Genomic DNA, 19436 nt, shown 5'->3' on the forward strand with positions numbered 1-19436 from the left:
CCGGGAGCCTCGCATCATGAGCATGGGTGGTCACGACGAGTTCATGTCGCAGGAGGAGGTCGATGCCCTCCTCAAGGGCGTCACCGGCGAAGTCGACAGCGACTCCAGCTCGTCCGAAAAGCAGGGCGTGCGGCCCTACAACATCGCGACGCAGGAACGCATCGTGCGCGGCCGGATGCCCGGCCTCGAAATCATCAACGAGCGTTTTGCGCGTCTGTTGCGCGTGGGCATTTTCAACTTCATGCGCCGCACGGCCGAAATTTCGGTCGGTCCCGTGCGCGTGCAGAAGTACAGCGAATTCACGCGCAACCTGCCGATTCCGACGAACCTGAACCTCGTCCACGTGAAGCCGCTGCGCGGCACCTCGCTGTTCGTGTTCGATCCGAACCTCGTGTTCTTCGTGGTCGACAACCTGTTCGGCGGCGACGGCCGCTTCCACACGCGTGTGGAAGGGCGCGACTTCACGCAGACCGAGCAGCGCATCATCGCGCGCCTGCTGAACCTCGTCTTCGAGCACTACACGACGGCGTGGAAGAGCGTGCGCCCGCTGACGTTCGAATACGTGCGCTCGGAAATGCACACGCAGTTCGCCAACGTCGCGACGCCCAACGAGATCGTGATCGTCACGCAGTTCTCGATCGAATTCGGCCCGACGGGCGGCACGCTGCACATCTGCATGCCGTACTCGATGATCGAGCCGATCCGCGACGTGCTCGCCTCGCCGCTGCAGGGCGAAGTGCTCGACGTGGACCGCCGCTGGGTGCGCGTGCTGTCCCAGCAGGTGCAGGCCGCCGAAGTGGAGCTCACCGCGGATCTCGCGCAGGTGCCCATCACGTTCGAGCAGATCCTGAACATGAAGAAGGGCGACGTCCTGCCGGTCAACATTCCCGAGCACATCGTCGCGAAGGTCGACGGCGTGCCGGTGATGGAATGCGGCTACGGAATTTTCAATGGTCAATACGCGTTGCGGGTCCAGAAGATGATCAGCGCAGCCGACACGATGAAGGAAGGTGGATATGAGTGACGTGAACAGCCCGCAAGGCGAAGAGCCCGTGCTCGAAGCGGGTCAGGAAGCCGCGGCCGAGGTGCCGGGTTCGGGCGCCGATGAGGCGTCGCTGGACGACTGGGCAGCGGCGATGGCCGAGCAGAACAGCAACGACGCGCCCGCTGCGGCGCCCGCAGCCGTGTTCCAGCCGCTCTCGAAGGTCGACCAGAACTCGACGCGCAACGACATCGACATGATTCTGGACATTCCCGTCCAGATGACCGTCGAACTCGGCCGCACCAAGATCGCCATCCGCAACCTGCTGCAACTCGCGCAAGGTTCGGTGGTGGAGCTCGACGGCCTCGCCGGCGAGCCGATGGACGTGCTCGTGAACGGCTGCCTGATCGCCCAGGGCGAAGTGGTGGTCGTGAACGACAAGTTCGGTATCCGTCTGACCGACATCATCACGCCGTCCGAACGGATCCGGAAGCTGAATCGATGACTCGCGCAGCCGGGCCCGTCACGCGTTTCGCTCACGTCGCGCTCGTCACTCACGCGCGCCAGACGCTCCAGTTCGCGCTCGCGCTGGCCCTGTCGGGCGCAGCGGGCGCGGCAGTCGCGGCGAACGCCGCCGACCTCCAGGCCGTGAACAAGGCGGCGCAGTCCGCTTCGAACGCGTCGGCGGTCGTGGCGGGCAGCGCGGTGCCGGCGCTCGGTTTCGGCGCGGTGCTGCAAACGGTGTTCGGGCTCGCGCTGGTGATCGCGGTGGTGTTCGGCTGCGCGTGGCTCGCGCGGCGTCTCGGTCTGCAGCACGGCCCGAAAAATGCGCTCGTCAAAACCGTGGGCGGCGCTTCGCTCGGCGGCAAGGAGCGCGTGGCGGTCGTCGAGATCGGCGATACCTGGCTCGTGCTCGGCGCGGCGCCCGGCAGCGTGCGCCTGCTGCACACGATGCCCGCGGGCGAACTGCCCGCCGCCGGTGTGGCCAATGCGGCCGGTGTGACGGCGAGCGGCGACCCCGCCCTGCAAGGCAGCTTCGGACAGCGCTTTCGTGACGCGCTGAAACACGAAGCCGGCAAACGTTTCAAGCGTCACGACGGCGGAGCGCAGTAAATGCACGGCAGTTCCCTTCACGACGCGCACGCGGGCGACGCAAGCCGCGCAAGCGCGTCTTCCCTCCCGACTTCGGTGAAATTCTCGCGCGCGGCGCTGCCCGTCGCGCTCGCCTTTGGCGCGGGCGCCCTGGCGCTGCTGCTGCCGCATCTGGCGCACGCGCAGGCCGCCACCGGCCCGCAAGGCCTGCCGGCCTTCACCACGAGCCCCGGCCCCGCCGGAGGAACGACCTATTCGCTGAGCGTGCAGACGATGCTGCTGCTCACGATGCTGACGTTCCTGCCCGCGATGGTGCTGATGATGACGAGCTTCACGCGCATCATCATCGTGCTCTCGCTGCTGCGTCAGGCGCTCGGCACGACCACCACGCCGCCCAACCAGGTGCTGGTGGGACTCGCGCTGTTTCTCACGCTGTTCGTGATGTCGCCCGTGATCGACAAGGCGTACAACGACGGCTACAAGCCCTTCTCCGCCGGCACGCTGCCGATGGAGGAAGCGGTCTCGCGCGGCGTCGCGCCGTTCAAGACCTTCATGCTGCGCCAGACCCGCGAGACCGATCTCGCGCTGTTCGCGCGCATCTCGCACGCGCCGCCCATGCAGGGCCCCGAAGACGTGCCGCTCACGCTGCTGGTGCCCGCATTCGTCACGAGCGAGCTGAAAACCGGCTTCCAGATCGGCTTCACGGTCTTCATTCCGTTCCTCATCATCGACATGGTGGTGGCGAGCGTGCTGATGTCGATGGGTATGATGATGGTCTCGCCCGCGACGATCTCGCTGCCCTTCAAGCTCATGCTGTTCGTGCTCGTGGACGGCTGGCAACTGTTGATCGGCTCGCTCGCGCAGAGCTTCACCTGAGGACCCCACGATGACGCCCGAAATGGTCATGACGCTCTCGCATCAGGCGATGTACGTCGCCCTGCTGCTGGCCGCGCCGCTCTTGCTCGTCTCGCTCGCCGTGGGTCTCATCGTGAGCCTGTTCCAGGCCGCCACGCAGATCAACGAAAGCACGCTCTCGTTCATTCCGAAGCTCATCGCGATCGCGGTCACGCTGGTGATCGCCGGTCCGTGGATGCTGACCACCATGCTCGACTACATGCATCAGATGTTCACGAGCATTCCGTCGCTCGCGGGCTGAGGCGCGCCCAGCCGGGCGCCGCCGCGCATTCCTCACGATGTTCACCGTCACCTACGCGCAGCTCAATGGCTGGCTCACCGCGTTTCTCTGGCCGTTCACGCGCATTCTCGCGCTGATCGCGGTCGCGCCGATCGTCGGCCACCGCTCGGTGCCGATGCGCGTGAAGATCGGCCTCGGCGCGTTCATCACGCTGATCGTCGCGCCCACGCTCGGCGCGATGCCGCAGACCACGGTGTTTTCGGCCGAAGGCGTGTGGATTCTCGTCAATCAGTTCATGATCGGCATCGCGCTCGGCTTCGTCATGCAGATGGTGTTCGCCGTCGTGACGGCTGCCGGCGACCTGATGGGTCTCGGCATGGGCCTCGGCTTCGCCTCGTTCTTCGATCCGCAGGCCAACAGCAGCACGCCCGCGCTGTCGTCGTGGCTCAACATGATGGCGATGCTCGCGTTTCTCGCCTTCGACGGCCATCTGCAGATGATCGCCGCGCTCATGCAGACCTTCACCAGCGTGCCGATCTCGGCCAACGTGCTTTCCGCGAACGGCTACCGGCTGCTCGCGAACTGGGGCGCGACGGTGTTCAACGCGGGCTTGCTGCTCTCGCTGCCCGTGGTGGTGGCGCTGCTCATCACCAATCTGTCGCTCGGCATTCTCAACCGCGCCGCGCCGCAGATCGGTATCTTCCAGATCGGCTTCGCGATCACCATGCTCGTCGGCATGCTGCTGATCATGGCGATGACGCCGAACATGATTCCTTATTTCGCGCGCCTGATCGACGGCGGGCTGGAGCAGATGGGCCGCGTGGCGGCCGCGCTCAAGCCGGTGCCGTAGCTTTCGTCGCGGCGCTTTTCCGCTGATATCGGGCATGAAAAAACGGCGGTGCGCTTCTCGCGCACCGCCGTTTTTTTGCATCGAACAACCCGAAGGTGTTACGGGTTGATGTACTGGAACAGCGAGAGATTCTGCGTGGCCGCGAAGCTCTTCTGCGAAGCCGACAGCGCGTTCGAAATCTGCTCGTACTGCGAGATCGCCGCGGTCATGTCGGTGCTCGTCAGGTCGCTGAGGTTCGACGTCGTTTGCAGCGAGTTCGTCGACGTGACGGCTTGGAGCGCCTTCACTTCCTGCTCGCGGCCGCCCACCGAAGCCTGCGTCGTGATGACGTTCGACAGCGAGTTGCCGACCGAGGTCAGCGCGGTCGTCAGCGCATTCGTGAGCGTGGCCTTCGCGGCGAGGTCGCCCGTGACCGGCGTTTGCAGCGCGGCGATGGCGGCGTCGATGCTCGCGAACATGTCGCTGTTCTGCGAGTCCGTGGCGGGCGTGATCGAGAAGTTGTCGCCGCTCGCGGGCGTGCCCGTGATCGTCACGTTCATGCCGGTGCCGAGGCTGATCGCCTGGCCGTCCGTGTAAGCCTGATTCGACGACAGCGTCGTGGCGGGCGACGTCGAATTGTCGAGCACCGAATAGGTGAGCGAGCCGCTCGCGTCGCTGAACTCGATCGACAGATCGTGGTTGTTGGTCGCCTGCGTGGTGTCCGTCACCGTCACGCCGCCGATCACGCCCGTGCCGGTGTTCGCCGGGTTGCCGCGCGGCACGGCCGACGAGCCGACCGCCGAGACGCTCTGGAACACCGACGAGCCCGTGTCGCTGATCGCGATCGTGCGCGAACCGGCCACCTGGATCGTGCGCTGGCCGCTGTCGCCGTTGTAGACCACGCCGCCGCCGCTCTTGTTCGCGAACACGGCCGTGGTGCTCTGGAAGCCCGAGAACAGGTAGTTGCCCTGACCGTCCGTGGTGTTGGCGAGCGTGAGCAACTGGTTGCGTTCGCCTTGCAGCTGCTGCGCGAGCGCCTGGCGGTCGGAGTCGTTGAGACCGCCGTTCACCGCCGACTGCAGTTGCTGGTTGATGCTTTGCAGCGTGGTCGTCACGCTCGACAGCGTGGAGTCTTCGAGCTGCAGCGACGAGAGCGCGGCGGTCTGGTTCGACGCGTACTGCGTGAGCGTCGCGCCGGTCGCCGAGAGCTGCACGGCCTGCGCCGCGCCGAGCGGATTGTCGGCCGGGTTCGCAATGGCGACGCCGGTCGAAATCTGCTGCTGCACGTTGAGCAACTGGGACTGCTGGTTCTCCATCGTCGCCACGCTGGAGCTGTAGATCTGGGAAGTCGCGATACGCATGGTTCAGCGCCTCACTGGAAAATGCCGATCAGGGTCTGGAACAGCGACGCCGCCGTCTGGATCACCTTGCTGTTGGCCTGATAGAGCTGCTGGTATTGCAGCAGGTTCGCCGCTTCTTCGTCGAGGTTCACGCCCTGCACCGACTGCTGCTGCGAGGTGAGCTGCGTGACGAGCGAGGTCTGCGAGGTGCTCGACGCCTTCAACTGGCTCGCCGTATTGCCGATCGAGTTCACGTAGTTCGAGTACGCGTTGGTGAGCGTCTGCGAATTGCTGAACGCCGTGCCCGAGGTCAGGTTCGCCATCGCCAGCGCGTTGCGGCCGTCCTGCGCCGCGCCGGAATTCTGCGCGATGGTGAAGGTGTCGCCGTTCGCGGGCGCGCCGGTGAGCGTGAAGCTCACGTTGTTCATGTCGCCCGTCGTCGCCGACGAGATCGCGATGGTCGCGCCCGTCGTCGAGTCGTACGGAATCGTGGTCGTGCCGGTCGCGTCGATCGTGTAGGTCGTCGGCGTGCTGGAGCCCGGCACCGTCACGGTGACCGTCGAGTTCGGCGAGAAGCCCGAGAGCGTGCCCAGCGTCGAATCGTAGGTGAGCGTGGTCGGCGTCGAAGCGATCGTGTAGCCCGAGGTCACCGCGCCCTGCGTCACCACGGCCGTGCCGGTGTTGGTGGTCGGCGCCGACACCAGCACGGGCGAAGCCGCTGCGATCGCCGAGGGATCGCTCGTCGCCACCGAGAAGGTGTCGAGCGCGCCCGCCGTCGGCTGGATCGAGAACGAATCGCCGTCGGCCATCGTGCCCGTGGTCGTGACCGACAGGCCGCCGCCCGTGAGCGGGCTCGTCGTGCTCGGCTGCGTGGTCGACGAACCGACGACCGTGTTGGTCGTGGTGTCGGTCAGCGTCCAGGTGCCGCTCGAATACGAGACCGCGAAGTTGTCGGTCGGCGGGCTCACGGCGTTCGTGAGCGAGGCCGCCACCGTGGCGTTGCCCGTGTTGTTCAGATTGCCCGTGACGACCGGCGCGCCGACCGTGAACAGGTCGCCGCCCGCCGTGCCGCCTTGCGTGAGGCCCAGCGCGTTCTGCGCGTTGACCTGCGCGGCGAAGCTGGTCGCGATCGCGCCAAGCTGCGCTTCGGCCGGATCGAGCGTGCCCTGCACGAACGACACGAGGCCGCCCACCGTGCCGCCTTGCAGCGCCGCGCTGGTGAGCGGCTGCGCGGCGGTGGTCGAGCCCGGCAGACCTTGCCAGGCCACCGTCATTTCGGTCGGATTGGTGCTCGACGGCTGCGTCGTCAGGTTGTAGTTCTGGCCGCTGACCACGAGCGGCTGGCCGTTGCCGAGGAACAGGCTGTAGCCGCTGCTGTTCTGTACGACCTGCACGCCCACGAGCTGCGACAGATTCGACACCGCGAGGTCGCGCTGGTCGAGGAGCTGGTTCGGCTGCTGGCCCGACGCGCTCGCCGTGGCGATCTGCGTGTTGAGCTGCGCGATCTGCTGCGTGTAGGTGTTGATCTGCGAAACGGCGTTCGAAAGCTGCGTGTTCACGCTCTGGCGCAGCGAGTCGTACTGCTGGCCGGCCGCGTTGATCTGGTCGGCGAGCGACTGCGCGTCGGACAGCGCGGTCTGGCGCGTCGCCGTGCTGGCCGGCGAATTCGACACGTCCTGCAGACCCGAGAAGAAACCCGTGATCGACGATGCGATGCCCGACGTCGGGCTGCCCACGAGGTTCGAGAGCTGGGTCGCGAGCGTGTACGACGCCGTCAGCGCGCTGTTGGTCGACTGCGCGTTGTTCAGCGACGTCGTGATGTACTGGCTATAGGCGCGCTGCACCGTGGCCGTGTTGACGCCGGCGCCGATGTAGCCGCTGCCCGAATTTTGCCCGTTCGCCTCGGTAAACACCGCGTTTTCCACGTTGTAACCCGCGGTAGACGAATTGCTGATGTTCTCGCCAGCAGTGGCGATACCGATCTGGGCCGCCTGCAAGCCGCTCAGGCCGATCGAGAAAATGTTGGACATGCATGATCCTCGTGAACGGCCGTCGAGACGTTGATCGCTCGGGCCGCGTGGGTGAACCCCTTTTATAACGGCAGCGCGAGGCGAAAATTAAGCGTAAGGATCGGGAATTTCGCGGAGAAAACGTTTGCCCGGAATAGCGGCGAAACGCGCGCGGGCAGGACGATGCGCGAGGCATGCGCAGCGGCGATCGCGGCATGCGGCAACGTGATGCAAGAAGCGGTAACGCGCAACAACGTCCGGCAGTCCGAAACGACTGGCGCGAAGCGGCTTGCCGTGGCTCGCCACGTCTTGCACTGGCGCTTTTCAGGCGCGCTTTCAGGCCTGTTCGCGGCCCGTTTCAACGGTGTATTCCGATACGGCTGCCGCAACGCTGCGGCGAGACGGACACGGCGCGCGCGAAAGCTCCGGCGCGCCGTGGACGCATCAGGCGCGCTGGAACGCGCGCCGCTTCATTTCGAGCTGCGTGATATAGCGCTGCAGGCTGTTTTCCGACGCACCGGGCAGCGCGTCGAAGCGGAAGCCCAGGTGATAGCGGCGGTCGCCGTTCGGCAGATCGATGAAGCGCAGCACGGCCAGCGCCAGATCGACGCGCAGCGTGCCGTGCGAGCGCAGATCGAGCTCCACGTCGCGGATCGTCAAGCCCATTTCGAATTCGGCCGCGCGCGGATCGGTCGTGCGCAGACCGATGCCGCCGAGCGACAGATCGTGCACTTCGAACTGGAAACGCAGGCCGTCCGCGGGCAGCGCGCCGCGGCACAGGCACGGCTCGAGCACCGGCGTATCGACGCGGAAATACTCGCGCCGCTGCACGTAGAACAGCACGTCGGGGAAACCGGCGACGAACGCCGGCCGCCCTTCGAACGTGGTCTCGCGCGGTGCGCCCGTGGAAAACTCCACGCGCACGCCGTCGGGCGAAGCGTGGAACTGACATTCCTGCGCCGCCAGCACTTCGGCGTTCTGCTCGGGCAACGCGCCCCAGTCGAACGTGAAGGTACGCTCGCGCGTGTCGACGTCGAGAATGCGCGTGACCAGTTGGCCGCCGCGATATTGCAAGGTGAGGAAATCGCCCCGGTTGGCGAGGTTGCGCAACTGCACCCCGACTTCCAGCGGATTGCGCCGGCCAAAGTCGGTGACTTCGCCCTCGGAGGCTTCCTGTTGATTCGACTGAACGGTATTCATCGGCCTGCCGGAATTTCGTGGAGATGCCGGCGCACGTCGGAGAGCCCGTCGTGCGCCGTCCGGGCGGTTCTGCCGCCCCTGAATCTTTTCGATCTCGCCTGCATTAGCGGCAGACGAACGAGGAAATTTAGGGGGCGCCCACAAAAAAACTGTGTTGCGGCGCACAGTTCGGCGCAATTGGCGCGCGGATCGTCGCTCAACGTGCGCGCATTGTGCGGTTATCGTCGGCGAGGGAACGTTTGCATGACGCTAACGCGCGTTATGCGATCGCAGCCGGACGAATGTGCGAAAAAACCGTGAAATCCGATGAAAACGGCCGCGAGAAGTGCACGGGAAACGCACAGGAAACGCGGCCGGTCAAGACAGTGCGGGCCGGTGACGCCGCCCGCGCGCGTGAGAATCGCCAGACCGTTTGCCGCCGATCAGACCATCTGCTGCATGATCGACAGCAGCTTCTTCGCGTAGTGCGGATCGGTCGCATAACCGGCGCGCTGCATGCCGTGCGCGAAGCTCTCGGCGCTGTGCGAGCCGTTGATCACCGAGGCGTAGCGCGGATTGTTCTTGAGCATGCTCGCGTAGTCGGTCATCGCCTCTTCGTACGAGTCGTAGGCGCGGAACTTCTCCGCCACGCGCTGCGGCTTGCCGTGCACGTATTCGGTCGTCATGGTCGTGACGGTCTTGCCGGTCCAGTCCTTGGTCGCCTTGATGCCGAACACGTTGTGGCTCGTGCTGCCGTCCGCCTTCATGATCTCGCGCTTGCCCCAGCCCGACTCCAGCGCCGCCTGGCCGACGATGAAGCGCGCCGGAATGCCGGTCGTCGCGCTCGCCTGCTGCGCGCCGGTGGCGAGCTTGTTGACGAAGGCGTCGACCTTGTCGTCGCCGTTGCCGCGCACGGCTGGCGTGAGCGCGCTGTTCGCGTCCCAGCCCTGGCCCTTGCCGAGCGCGCCGTTGGCGGCCGCGTTGCCGTAGGCGCGGCCGAGCGCGTTGAGCATCGCGAGGTTGCCTTCGCTGCCGCTGCCGCCCGAACCCGAAAGGCCCTGCATCGCGCTGGCGATGCCGCCCGCGCCGCTCGAACCGCTCGCGCCATCCATGCCGCCCTGGCCGCCCATGCTGCGCATGAGCTGCTTGATCATCGCGTTCGCGACGCCGACGCCCTTGTTCGACATCTGCTGCGCGAGCTGCTGATCCATCATCGACGTGAACTGCGCGCCGTCCTTGGAGTCGAGCGGACCGTCGTCGGGCGTCGCATCGCGCATGCTCTTGAGCATCATCTGCGTGAAGACGGCGTCGAACTGCTTCGCGGCGGCCTTCACGCCCTGCTGCGGCGAGGCGTTGGCGGCGGCGCGCATGGCGTCGAAGCCCTGCACGTCCAGCGCGAAGCGATTGGTCAGGTCGAGGCCGCTGTTACCGCTGCTGCCGCCGATATTCGAGTTATCCATTCTTCACGTCCTTAGATAATTTCGAGGTCGGCACGCAAAGCGCCCGCCGCCTTCATCGCCTGGAGGATCGACATCAGATCCGCCGGCGTTGCGCCAAGCGCGTTGAGCGCCTTCACGACTTCCGCGAGATTCGCGCCCGCCGTGACCAGTTTGAGCGAGCCATTATCCTGCTTGAGCTGGATCTGCGACTGCCGCGCCGCTACGGTCTGCCCGTTCGAGAGCGCACCCGGCTGGCTCACGGCCGTCTGCGTGTTGACGACCACCGAGAGATTGCCGTGCGCGACCGCGCAGCTTTCGAGCGTGACCATCTGGTTCATCACGATCGAGCCGGTCCGCGCGTTGAGAATCACCTTCGCCGCCGGTTGCGCGGGGCGCACATCGAGATTCTGGATCTGCGCGATGAAACCCACCTGCGAGGCCGGATCGCTCGGGCCGCGCACCTGGATCGTGCGGCCGTCGACGGCCGCCGCCGTACCGTCGCCGAACAGGTTGTTGACGGCCGCCACGATGCGCTGCGTCGTGTCGTAGTCCATGTCGTTGACTTCCATCTGCAGGATGCCGCCCTGCTGCGCGACCGGCGAGGGCACGGCGCGCTCGACCGTCGCGCCCGCCGAGATGCGGCCGGCCGCGAGCTGGTTCACCTGCACGCGGCTGCCGTTGGCCGACGCGCCCGCGCCGCCCACCGCCACGTTGCCCTGCGCGAGCGCGTAGACCTGGCCGTCCGCGCCCTTGAGCGGCGTGAGCAGCAGCGTGCCGCCGCGAATGCTCTTGGCGTTCGCGAGCGACGACACCGTCACGTCGATCTGCTCGCCGGGACGCGCGAACGGCGGCAGCGTCGCCGTGACGATCACCGCCGCGACGTTCTTGAGCTGCATGTTGTTCAGCGTCTGCGAGGAGCCCGACGAACTCGACGTGTTGTTGATCGAGATGCCGAGGTTCGCGAGCATGTTCGCGAGCGTCTGCGTCGTGAACGGCGCCTGCGTCGTCTGGTCGCCCGTGCCGTCGAGACCCACCACGAGGCCATAGCCGATCAGCGGGTTGTCGCGCACGCCGGCGAAGGTCACGAGGTCCTTCACGCGTTCGGCGCGCGCGGGCGTGGCGTACGCGAGCAGCGCACCGCACGCGAACACGAAACCGGCCGCGACGCCGAAGGCGGCCAGCAGGTCTTTCACGCGCGAGCGGCGCGTGCGCTGGAAACGGATCTTCACCATGGTGCGAGATTCAGGAAAAAGCGTTGCAGCCAGCCCATCGTCTCGGCTTCGTCGATCACGCCCTTCGCGGAGTATTCGATCTTCGCGTCGGCGACGTCGGTCGAGAGCACGGAGTTGTCTCCGGCAACAGTGTTCGGATTCACGACGCCCGAGAAGCGCACGTACTCGTTGCCCTGGTTGATGAGCATCTGCTTTTCGCCCGACACCACCAGGTTGCCGTTGGGCAGCACGTTCGTCACCGTCACGGTGATCACGCCCGTGAACGTGTTGGACGCGTTCGCGCCGCCCGTCGCGTCGAACTGGTTCGCGCCCGTGGCCGAGAGGTTCGCGCGCGAGAAGAAGCCCGGCGCGAAGCCCGCGGTCGGCACGTTGAAGGCCGTGCTGCCGCCGCGCTTGGTGTTGGCGCCCGAGGACTTCGTCGCGTTGATGTTTTCGGAAATGACGATGGTGAGGATGTCGCCGGTGTTGCGCGGACGCTGATCCTCGAACAACGGACGGCCCACGTAGCCCGGGTTGTAGATCGAGCCCGGCGAGCTGTTGACGGGCGGCGCCGGCGGCAATGCCGTCATCGGCTGCTGCACGATCGGCTGCCGGTTGGGGATATAGGCGCAGCCCGCCAGCGCAGCGAGCGCGGCCGCCGCCACGGCGACACGCATCGCCTGACGCCGCGCGCAGGCGCGAGAGTTGAATTGAACGGACTGGCCCATGCTCCTCACCACTTCGATTCCGAATTACTGTTGCTACCGGTTTCCTGAACGCTGTGCCGCGGTCATCAGACCTGCATCTGGCTCAGCGTCTGCAGCATCTGGTCGGACGTCGTGACCGCCTTGCTGTTGATTTCGTATGCGCGCTGCGTCTCGATCATGTTCACGAGTTCCTGCACCACGTTCACGTTCGACGATTCCACGTAGCCCTGATTGAGCGAGCCCGAGCCGTTCAGGCCCGGCGTGGTGACCGTGGGCGCGCCCGACGAAGCCGTTTCCGACGCGAGATTCTGGCCGTTCGACTGCAGGCCGGTCGGGTTGATGAACATGGCGAGTTGCAGCGAGCCGATGGTCGTCGCGTTCGCCGAGCCCGGCGTCGTGATCGTCACCACGCCGTCGCTGCCGATGGTCAGCGAGGTGGCGTTGGCCGGCACCGTGATCGCCGGGATCACCTGGTAGCCGCTCGACGTCACGAGCTGGCCCTGCGAGTTGGTCTGGAACGAACCGTCGCGCGTGTACTGCGTCGTGCCGTCGGGCATCTGCACCTGGAAGAAGCCCGCGCCGTTGATCGCCACGTCCTTCGAATTGCCGGTCTGCTGCAGGTTGCCCTGCGTGTAGAGGCGCTCGGTCGCGACCTGCTGCACGCCGGTGCCGACCTGGCTGCCCGAGGGCAGTTCGGTGGTCTGCGTGGAGTTCGCGCCCGGTTGACGCAGCGTCTGGTACATGAGGTCCTCGAACACCGCGCGCGAGCCCTTGAAGCCATTGGTGCTCACGTTCGCGAGGTTATTCGAGATCACGTCCATCTGCGCCTGCTGGGCGTTCATGCCGGTGGCGGCGATGTAGAGCGATCGGTTCACGGTGTATTTCTCCCGGCGCGGCGTCTGCGGTAGAGCCTGCGGCCTTTAAATGTCTTAGCTGAAGTTGAGCAGCTGGTTCGCCGACTGCTCGTTCTGGTCGGCGTTCTGCAAGAGCTTCGTCTGCATCTGGAACTGCCGGGCGTTGGTGATCATCGAGACCATCGCGGCCACCGGATTGACGTTGCTGCCTTCGAGCGATTCCGTCGCGACCTGGACCGACTGGTCCGCGTCGGCCGGATTGCCGTCGCCGGTGTGAAACAGGCCGTCGTCGCCGCGCGTGAGCGCGCCGGCGGGCGGGTTCACGAACTTGATCTGGTCGATCATGGCGATGGCGCTCGCCGGGCTGCCCGGGGCGATTGCCGATACCGTGCCGTCCGAGCCGATCGTGACCGCCGAACCGGGCGGCACCGCGATCGGGCCGCCGCCGCCGATCACCTGCAGGTTGTTGGCCGTGACGAGCTGGCCGTTTTCGTCGACGTGCAGGTTGCCGGCTCGCGTGTACGCCTCATTGCCGTCGGCGGTCTGCACGGCGATGAAGCCGTTGCCCTGCACCGCGATATCGAGCGGATTGCCGGTGCGCGAGATTGCACCGGGCGTCATGTCGGAGCCAGGCGTCGCCGAGAGCACGAAGGTGCGCGTGGTCGAGTCGTTGACGGTCGAGCCGTCGCCGAACGACATCGGCACGGAGCGGAAATTCGCGAGCTGCGCGCGAAAGCCCGTGGTCGAGACGTTCGCCAGGTTGTTCGCGACGACGGCTTGCTGCTCGAGCGCCTGGCTCGCGCCCGTCATCGCGGTATAGATCAGTCGGTCCATGATGTGCCCGGTGCGTTAATGGCGTGGCGCGCTTACATCTGCAGCAGCGTCTGGTCGACGGTCTGCTGCGTCTTGATGGTCTGTGCGTTCGCCTGATAGTTGCGCTGCGCCGTGATCAGGTCGACGAGCTGGTTCGTCAGGTCGACGTTCGACGACTCCACCGCGCCGCCCGTGAGCGTGCCGTGGTTGGTGCTGCCCGGCACGGAAACCTGCGCGACGCCCGACGCCGAGGTCGCGGCGAACTGGTTGCCGCCGAGGTTCTGCAGGCCGTTCGGGTTGTTGAAGTTGGCGAGCACGATCTGGCCGAGCGTCATTGTCTGGCCGTTCGAGTAGTTGCCCGTGATGGTGCCGTCGGCGCCGATCGAGAAGTTCGACAGCGTGCCGCTCGGGTAACCGTCCTGGTCCAGGTTGTTCACGCCGTTGGCGCTGCCGTACTGCGTCGAGCCGGTGACGTCGAGCGTGATCTTCTGGTTGGTCGCCGAGCCGTCGGTCGGGTTGATCGTGAGCGAGAGCTGGCCCAGCGTGGTCGCGACGCCCGCGGCGTCGGTCGTGCCCGTCAGGTTGCCCGACGAGTCGTAGGTCATCGTGCCGATTTCCGTGGCGTTGCCCGTGGTGCCCGCGTAGACGTCCCACTGGCCGCTCGTCGCGTCCTTCACGAAGTACATGTTGACCTGCTGCTTGCCGCCGAGCGAGTCGTACGCCGTGACCGAGGTCGAGTAGTTGTACGTGTTCGAGTCGGTTTCCGAGAACGGCGTCGCGGTCGGCGTGGTCGATTGCGCGTTCAGGTTGACCTGCGCCGTGATGTTGCTGGTCGTGACCGGCGCGATGTTGGTCGTCGGCACCTGGATCGGCACCGTTTGCGCGGTGTTCACGACGCCGGTGCTGTCGGCGGCGTAGCCCATCAGGTCGTTGCCGGCCGCGTCGGTGATGTAGCCGCTCTTGTTGAGCTGGAACACGCCGTTACGCGAGTACGTGACGGTGCCGTTGTTCGACATCTGGAAGAAGCCGTTGCCGTTGATGGCGACGTCGAGCGCCTGGCCGGTCGTGGTGATCGTGCCCTGCGAGAAGTTCTGCTGCACTTCGGAGAGCGCCGCGCCCAGACCGATCTGCGTGTTGACCGAGGTCGCGATGGTGTTCGCGTAGACGTCGGCGAACTGCGCCGTGCTCTGCTTGAAGCCGACGGTATTGGCGTTGGCGATGTTGTTGCCGATCACGTCGAGATCGTTCGACGAAGCGGCGAGGCCGCTCAAACCTTGCTGGTAGCCCATGAGTTTCTACTCCGCGATGTCGTTTAGAGAATGCCGGCCACGCTCGAGAGCGCGACCGTCTTGCCATTGGCGAGCGACAGGCTCGCGGTGCCATCCGTCTGCTGGATGACGGCCTGCACCTTGCTCGCGACGAGCGCGGTGGCGGTGGCCGCCTGACCGTTGATGGTGGCGCTGGCGCTGACCGTGTAATCGCCGTCCGCGACCGTGGCGCCCGAGGCGTCCGTGCCGTTCCAGGTGATCGGCACGGTGCCGGCCGACTGCGCGCCGAGGTCGAGCGTGTTGACGACCTTGCCCGCGGAGTTCGTGATCGTGAGCTTGACGTCGGACGCCGCCGACGTGAGCTGCACGCCGAGCTGCGGCGCCGAGCCGCTCGACACCGTCGCGGTCGTGCCCGAGGCCAGCACCGTCGAGCCGATCAGCAGCGCGGCCTGGGCGTTCTGGCCCGCCGACAGCTGCGTCGACAGCGACGTCAGCGAGGTGTTCAGGTTCGCGATGCCCGAGACGGTGTTGATCTGGGCGAGCTGCGAAGTCATCTGCGAGCTGTCCATCGGATCGGTCGGATCCTGGTTCTTGAGCTGCGCGACGAGCAGTTGCAGGAAAGTGTTTTGCAGATCGCTGCCGCTGGTGCCGCTCGTGCCGCTCGACGAGGACGTCGACGAGCTCGACGACGTGCCGTTCATGGTGTCGAGCAGGCTTTGCGACACGGTGGCGGAGCTGCCGCCGATGGTGGTGCTGCTGGAAGTCAACGCGTTCTCCTCGGATACGCCCGGCTAAACTGGGTAGCGTGTGGTGTGTGGTGTAGTCTCGCGCCGCTTTCGCCGCGGCGTCGGACGCCTGTTTCAGGGGTCTTCCTGCGTGCCTTTGCTGTGCGCTTCGTTACGTACCGATCGTGAGCGTCTTGAGCATCAGCGTCTTCGCGGTGTTCAGCGTCTCGATGTTCGCCTGATACGAGCGCGACGCCGAGATCATGTTCACCATCTCCTGAACCGGGTCCACGTTCGGCATGGTCACGTAGCCGTCCGCGTTGGCGGAGGGGTTGTCCGGGTCGTAGGTCTGCTTCATCGGCGTCGGGTCGTCGATCACGCCCGTCACCTTCACGCCGCCCACCTGCTGACCGGACGCGCTGCGCGCGCCGCCGAGCGGATCGACCGCGAACACAACCTGCTTGGCCTTGTAGGGCTGGCCGTCCGGGCCGGTCGTGCTGTCCGCGTTGGCGAGGTTGGACGCCGTCACGTTCAGGCGCTGCGATTCCGCCGACATGGCGGACCCGGCAACGCTGAAGATATTCATCAGGGATGGCATGGTTTCGGTGACCTCACAAAATGCTGCGGTGTGTTCTTGCGTAGCGTGCGGCGGTCGGCTTACGAGCCAGACTGGATCGCCGAGAGCATCGTCTTGATCTGGCTCGAGAGCACGGTCATGCCCGACTCGAAGTGCAGCGCGTTGTCCGCGAACTGCACGCGTTCGGTGTCGAGGTCGACCGTGTTGCCGTCGAGCGCGGGCTGCGTCGGGTTGCGGTACATCACCGGGCTCGAATACGCCTCGGTCGGGCCGCCCGTCGCGACGAGCTTCGCGTTGCCGGGCATGTGGCCGGCTTCCGTCGAGGCCATCGACATGCCGCTCGTCACGCCCGCGGGCTGCGCCATCACGAGCGGCTGGAAGTTGCCTGCCGCGCCGCCGGCCGACGAACCCGCTCCAGCGTGGCGCAGCGCGCCGGCGAGCGAGGACGAGAAGTCGACGTCGCGCGCCTGGTAGCCAGGCGTGTCGGCGTTCGCGATGTTCGACGAGATCAGCGCCTGGCGCGTCGCGCGCACATCGAGCGCTTCGCGTCCAAAGGCGAATTCGGCATCGAGTTTGTCCAGCATCGGGCGTTCTCCGTTACACGAAATGAAAGGCTGCGTTGGCGCATGCAGTGCGCATCCAACCGGTGGATCGGCCGCGCAGGCCTTTTCGCATGGAGAGGAATAGTAGGCGGGCGACGCAAGAACCAATCGGACGAATAGCCGGTAAAGCCCCCCTCTATTCGACGTTAGCGAGCGGGGGCCGACGCCTAGAATGCGATGCGTGTCAATGCAATAGAGGGAGAACGACGATGCCGCAGACTGCCAACCCGAACGCGCGACGCGCGACGGCGCACCGGCTCGCGGCCGTCACGGCGGCATGGTTCGGCGTGCTGGGCTTCGTTTCGGCGGCGCAGGCGCAAAGCGATGCGTCCGGCGCGTCCAGCCAGCAGATCTACATCGCGGGCCCCGGCGACCGCGCCGGTTCGGACGCCGCGAAAATGACCGCGATGCTCGCGCAGCCCGCGAAGGCCGCCGATCCCGCCGCCAACGCGAAGGCGTACGCCGATCGCGCGGCGCTGCTCACGCACAACAACGCAGAATCGCGCGCCGAAGCCGAAGCGCAACAGGCCGGCATGATCACGATCCCCGGCGCGGGCGAGCGCGGCAACGCCGCCGCCCAGAACGACGCGCCCAGCATCGTGACCATCGGCGCGCCCGGCGCCGCGAGCACGCCGCAACGCGCGATCGCGCCGGTGGTGGTGCAGGCCGCGCCGCGTGTCGTGCAGCCGAATGTGCCGGCGGTGGTCAATGCCGCCCGGATCAACGCCACGAATGCCAGCGCGAACGCAAACGCGAACGGCGCGATCATGCGCGCGAGCTACGCGCCGCGCGCCGCCGTCAACGCGAATGTGAGCGTGAATGCCAATGCCGCCAACGCCGCATCGATGAACGCCGCCGCGCAGGCGCAGGCCCAGGCCGCCGCGGTGCCGCCGGGTCAGGAGGACGGCGAACGCATCCGCGCCACCGCCCTCGCCTTCCTCCAGCAGCAGTCGGCGGGCTTGCCGGGCAAGGTCAGCATCACGGTCGCGCAGGTCTTCCCGCGCGGCCTCGCGGCCTGCGCCGCGCTCGAACCGTTCATGCCGCCGGGCGCGCGCATGTGGGGCCGCACGACCGTGGGCGTGCGCTGCGTGGGCGCGAAGCCGTGGACGCTCTACGTGATCGGCCGCATCGCGATCAACGTGACCTACTACGTGGCCGCGCGTCAGATCAACGCAGGCGAGGCGCTCTCCGCCGCCGACTACCTGCCGCGCGACGGCGACCTCGCGAGCCTGCCGCAGACCATCATCACCGATCCGCAACAGGCCAACGGCGCGGTCGCGCTCATGCGCATCACGCAAGGCCTGCCGCTGCGCTCCGACATGCTGCGCAGCGCTTCGTCGGTGGTCATCGGCCAGACGGTCAAGGTGGTCGCCGTGGGCCCGAATTTCACGATTTCCTCCGAAGGCAGCGTGCTCAACAATGCCGCGCCCGGACAGATGGTGCGCGTGCGCACGCCCAACGGGCAGATCATCAGCGGCGTCGTGAAGGACGCCTCGACGGTGGAGATCCAGATTTAGGGTCGAAATAACGGCCGGGACGGCGCAAAACGGGGCTGCGCGCCATGTGCGCCAGCACACGTAACAGCATGTAACGCCGGGACTTTTTCCGCTAAAGTTCGCGCCGCGCCCGCCGTTATCAAGGGCATACGGATCAGGAAGCCCCATCGTGAACATCGACACCTCCAATCGCAACGAAGCGCGCCCGCTGCAAGACAGCCTGGCGCGTACCGGCCAAGGCGATACCGCGAGCGCCATCGGCGCCGGCAGCACGGCGTCTCCCGCCGCGTCCGCCAGCACCGCGTCGACGGGCAGCACTCCCGGAGACGCCAACGTGAGCCTTTCCTCGCTTTCCTCGACGCTGCGTTCCGCGCCGTCGAGCGATAGCGCCGACATCGACATGGATCACGTCCAGTCGATCAAGGACGCTATCAAGAACGGCACGCTGCAGATCGACACCGGCAAGATCGCCGATGGGATCCTCGACACGGCGCGCGGTCTGATCAAGCAGCCGGCAACGGGCAACTGATCGCCTTCGCCGGCCCGCAATCCGCTTTGACTGGTGGTACCGATGAAAGACGACCTGCTCGCCACACTGATCGACGAACACGCCGCTGTTGAGGCTTTCGCGTCGCTGCTCGCCTTCGAAGAGAAGGCGCTCACCTCGGCCGACGGCATGGATTCGCTGCCGCAGATCGTCGAGCAGAAGTCGACGCTCACGCAGCGCCTGGCCGGGCTCGAAAAGGTGCGCGACGCGCAGCTGGCCGGTCTCGGTCTGCCGGGCGGCCGCAAGGGCATCGAACTGGCCTGCGACGGCGACACGCGTCTCACGGGTCAATGGGCGCTGCTCAAGGGTTCGACCGAGCGTGCGCGACGCCAGAACCTCACCATCGGCATGATGATCCGCACGCGCATGGAACATAACCGCCGTGCGCTGGCGATCCTGCGCGGCGAGACCAATACCGGCGCGACGATGCTGTACGGTCCCGACGGCCGTTTGCCCGCGTTCGGGTTGTAAAACGGGTTGTGAAACGGGCTGTGAGCCGGGATTAAAGCGCGCGGCACAACGCCGCGCAGCGACAAAAAAAGCCGAAGCGGATTGCTTCGGCTTTTTTGTTTTGGCGCGTGCTCCGTGCGCTTTTGTGCATCGCTTCGTGCGCGTCGCGAACGCCATCGGC

Annotated in this window: 21 protein-coding genes; 9 read left to right on the forward strand and 12 right to left on the reverse strand. The window is 66.3% G+C overall.

Annotated elements, in window-relative coordinates:
- Positions 1–22: 22 nt before the first annotated feature.
- Genes fliM through fliR form a run of 6 tightly spaced genes read left to right on the forward strand, consistent with a single transcriptional unit; the run spans position 23 to position 4059 of the window.
- On the forward strand, positions 23–1024 hold the full coding sequence (gene fliM, locus G5S35_RS13950; protein ID WP_065065630.1) for a flagellar motor switch protein FliM: 1002 nt from the start codon (positions 23–25) through the stop codon (positions 1022–1024).
- Complete coding sequence (gene fliN, locus G5S35_RS13955) at positions 1017–1487, forward strand: flagellar motor switch protein FliN (protein WP_065065629.1); 471 nt, start codon at positions 1017–1019, stop codon at positions 1485–1487. The genes fliM and fliN overlap by 8 nt, the downstream gene beginning before the upstream one ends.
- Positions 1484–2095 carry a flagellar biosynthetic protein FliO gene (gene fliO / locus G5S35_RS13960; protein WP_080180614.1) on the forward strand — a complete coding sequence of 204 codons (612 nt, stop codon included), beginning with the start codon at positions 1484–1486 and terminating at the stop codon, positions 2093–2095. Before fliN ends, fliO begins: the two co-directional genes overlap by 4 nt.
- Entirely contained in the window at positions 2096–2950 is an 855-nt protein-coding gene (gene fliP / locus G5S35_RS13965; protein ID WP_065065628.1) for a flagellar type III secretion system pore protein FliP, read from the forward strand.
- A 10-nt stretch (positions 2951–2960) separates the two neighbouring features.
- Complete coding sequence (gene fliQ / locus G5S35_RS13970; RefSeq protein ID WP_065065627.1) at positions 2961–3230, forward strand: flagellar biosynthesis protein FliQ; 270 nt, start codon at positions 2961–2963, stop codon at positions 3228–3230.
- A gap of 37 nt (positions 3231–3267) precedes the next feature.
- Complete coding sequence (gene fliR, locus G5S35_RS13975; protein WP_065065626.1) at positions 3268–4059, forward strand: flagellar biosynthetic protein FliR; 792 nt, start codon at positions 3268–3270, stop codon at positions 4057–4059.
- A gap of 98 nt (positions 4060–4157) precedes the next feature.
- On the opposite strand, the gene flgL is transcribed toward fliR, so the two are convergent.
- The 12 genes from flgL to G5S35_RS14035 form a co-directional block, all read right to left on the reverse strand.
- Entirely contained in the window at positions 4158–5399 is a 1242-nt protein-coding gene (gene flgL, locus G5S35_RS13980) for a flagellar hook-associated protein FlgL (protein WP_065065625.1), read from the reverse strand.
- 11 nt (positions 5400–5410) lie between these two features.
- Entirely contained in the window at positions 5411–7408 is a 1998-nt protein-coding gene (flgK, locus tag G5S35_RS13985) for a flagellar hook-associated protein FlgK (protein WP_074982798.1), read from the reverse strand.
- A 423-nt stretch (positions 7409–7831) separates the two neighbouring features.
- Positions 7832–8587 carry a flagellar brake protein gene (locus G5S35_RS13990; RefSeq protein WP_065065622.1) on the reverse strand — a complete coding sequence of 252 codons (756 nt, stop codon included), beginning with the start codon at positions 8585–8587 and terminating at the stop codon, positions 7832–7834.
- 422 nt (positions 8588–9009) lie between these two features.
- Positions 9010–10026: a flagellar assembly peptidoglycan hydrolase FlgJ gene (flgJ, locus tag G5S35_RS13995; protein WP_065065621.1), complete on the reverse strand. Its 1017-nt coding sequence runs from the start codon at positions 10024–10026 to the stop codon at positions 9010–9012.
- A gap of 11 nt (positions 10027–10037) precedes the next feature.
- A complete protein-coding gene (locus tag G5S35_RS14000; RefSeq protein ID WP_065065620.1) occupies positions 10038–11237 on the reverse strand; it encodes a flagellar basal body P-ring protein FlgI in 1200 nt (399 codons plus the stop codon).
- Complete coding sequence (gene flgH / locus G5S35_RS14005; protein WP_080180613.1) at positions 11231–11944, reverse strand: flagellar basal body L-ring protein FlgH; 714 nt, start codon at positions 11942–11944, stop codon at positions 11231–11233. The genes G5S35_RS14000 and flgH overlap by 7 nt, the downstream gene beginning before the upstream one ends.
- Positions 11945–12009: 65 nt before the next feature.
- Positions 12010–12798: a flagellar basal-body rod protein FlgG gene (gene flgG / locus G5S35_RS14010; RefSeq protein WP_065065619.1), complete on the reverse strand. Its 789-nt coding sequence runs from the start codon at positions 12796–12798 to the stop codon at positions 12010–12012.
- A 54-nt stretch (positions 12799–12852) separates the two neighbouring features.
- A complete protein-coding gene (gene flgF, locus G5S35_RS14015) occupies positions 12853–13611 on the reverse strand; it encodes a flagellar basal-body rod protein FlgF (protein WP_065065618.1) in 759 nt (252 codons plus the stop codon).
- Between the two features lie 32 nt (positions 13612–13643).
- Positions 13644–14879 (reverse strand): flagellar hook protein FlgE, encoded by a 1236-nt coding sequence (gene flgE / locus G5S35_RS14020; RefSeq protein ID WP_065065617.1) that lies wholly within the window; start codon positions 14877–14879, stop codon positions 13644–13646.
- A 23-nt stretch (positions 14880–14902) separates the two neighbouring features.
- Positions 14903–15559 (reverse strand): flagellar hook assembly protein FlgD, encoded by a 657-nt coding sequence (locus tag G5S35_RS14025; RefSeq protein ID WP_080180625.1) that lies wholly within the window; start codon positions 15557–15559, stop codon positions 14903–14905.
- A gap of 196 nt (positions 15560–15755) precedes the next feature.
- Positions 15756–16181, reverse strand: coding sequence for a flagellar basal body rod protein FlgC (flgC, locus tag G5S35_RS14030; protein ID WP_065065615.1), 426 nt, complete (start codon positions 16179–16181; stop codon positions 15756–15758).
- Positions 16182–16240: 59 nt separating this feature from the next.
- Positions 16241–16744, reverse strand: coding sequence for a flagellar basal body protein (locus tag G5S35_RS14035; protein WP_065065614.1), 504 nt, complete (start codon positions 16742–16744; stop codon positions 16241–16243).
- Between the two features lie 227 nt (positions 16745–16971).
- Here G5S35_RS14035 and flgA point away from each other — a divergent pair, with 227 nt between their 5' ends.
- From flgA to G5S35_RS14050, 3 genes are all read left to right on the forward strand, one after another.
- Positions 16972–18279 (forward strand): flagellar basal body P-ring formation chaperone FlgA, encoded by a 1308-nt coding sequence (gene flgA, locus G5S35_RS14040; protein WP_237181296.1) that lies wholly within the window; start codon positions 16972–16974, stop codon positions 18277–18279.
- Between the two features lie 148 nt (positions 18280–18427).
- A complete protein-coding gene (gene flgM / locus G5S35_RS14045; protein ID WP_065065612.1) occupies positions 18428–18787 on the forward strand; it encodes a flagellar biosynthesis anti-sigma factor FlgM in 360 nt (119 codons plus the stop codon).
- A gap of 42 nt (positions 18788–18829) precedes the next feature.
- Positions 18830–19276, forward strand: a complete 447-nt coding sequence (locus G5S35_RS14050; RefSeq protein ID WP_065065611.1) for a flagella synthesis protein FlgN — start codon at positions 18830–18832, stop codon at positions 19274–19276.
- The last annotated feature ends 160 nt before the right edge of the window (positions 19277–19436 follow it).

The organism is Paraburkholderia tropica, from assembly GCF_014171495.1.
In the GTDB taxonomy this organism is placed as follows: Bacteria; Pseudomonadota; Gammaproteobacteria; order Burkholderiales; family Burkholderiaceae; genus Paraburkholderia; species Paraburkholderia tropica.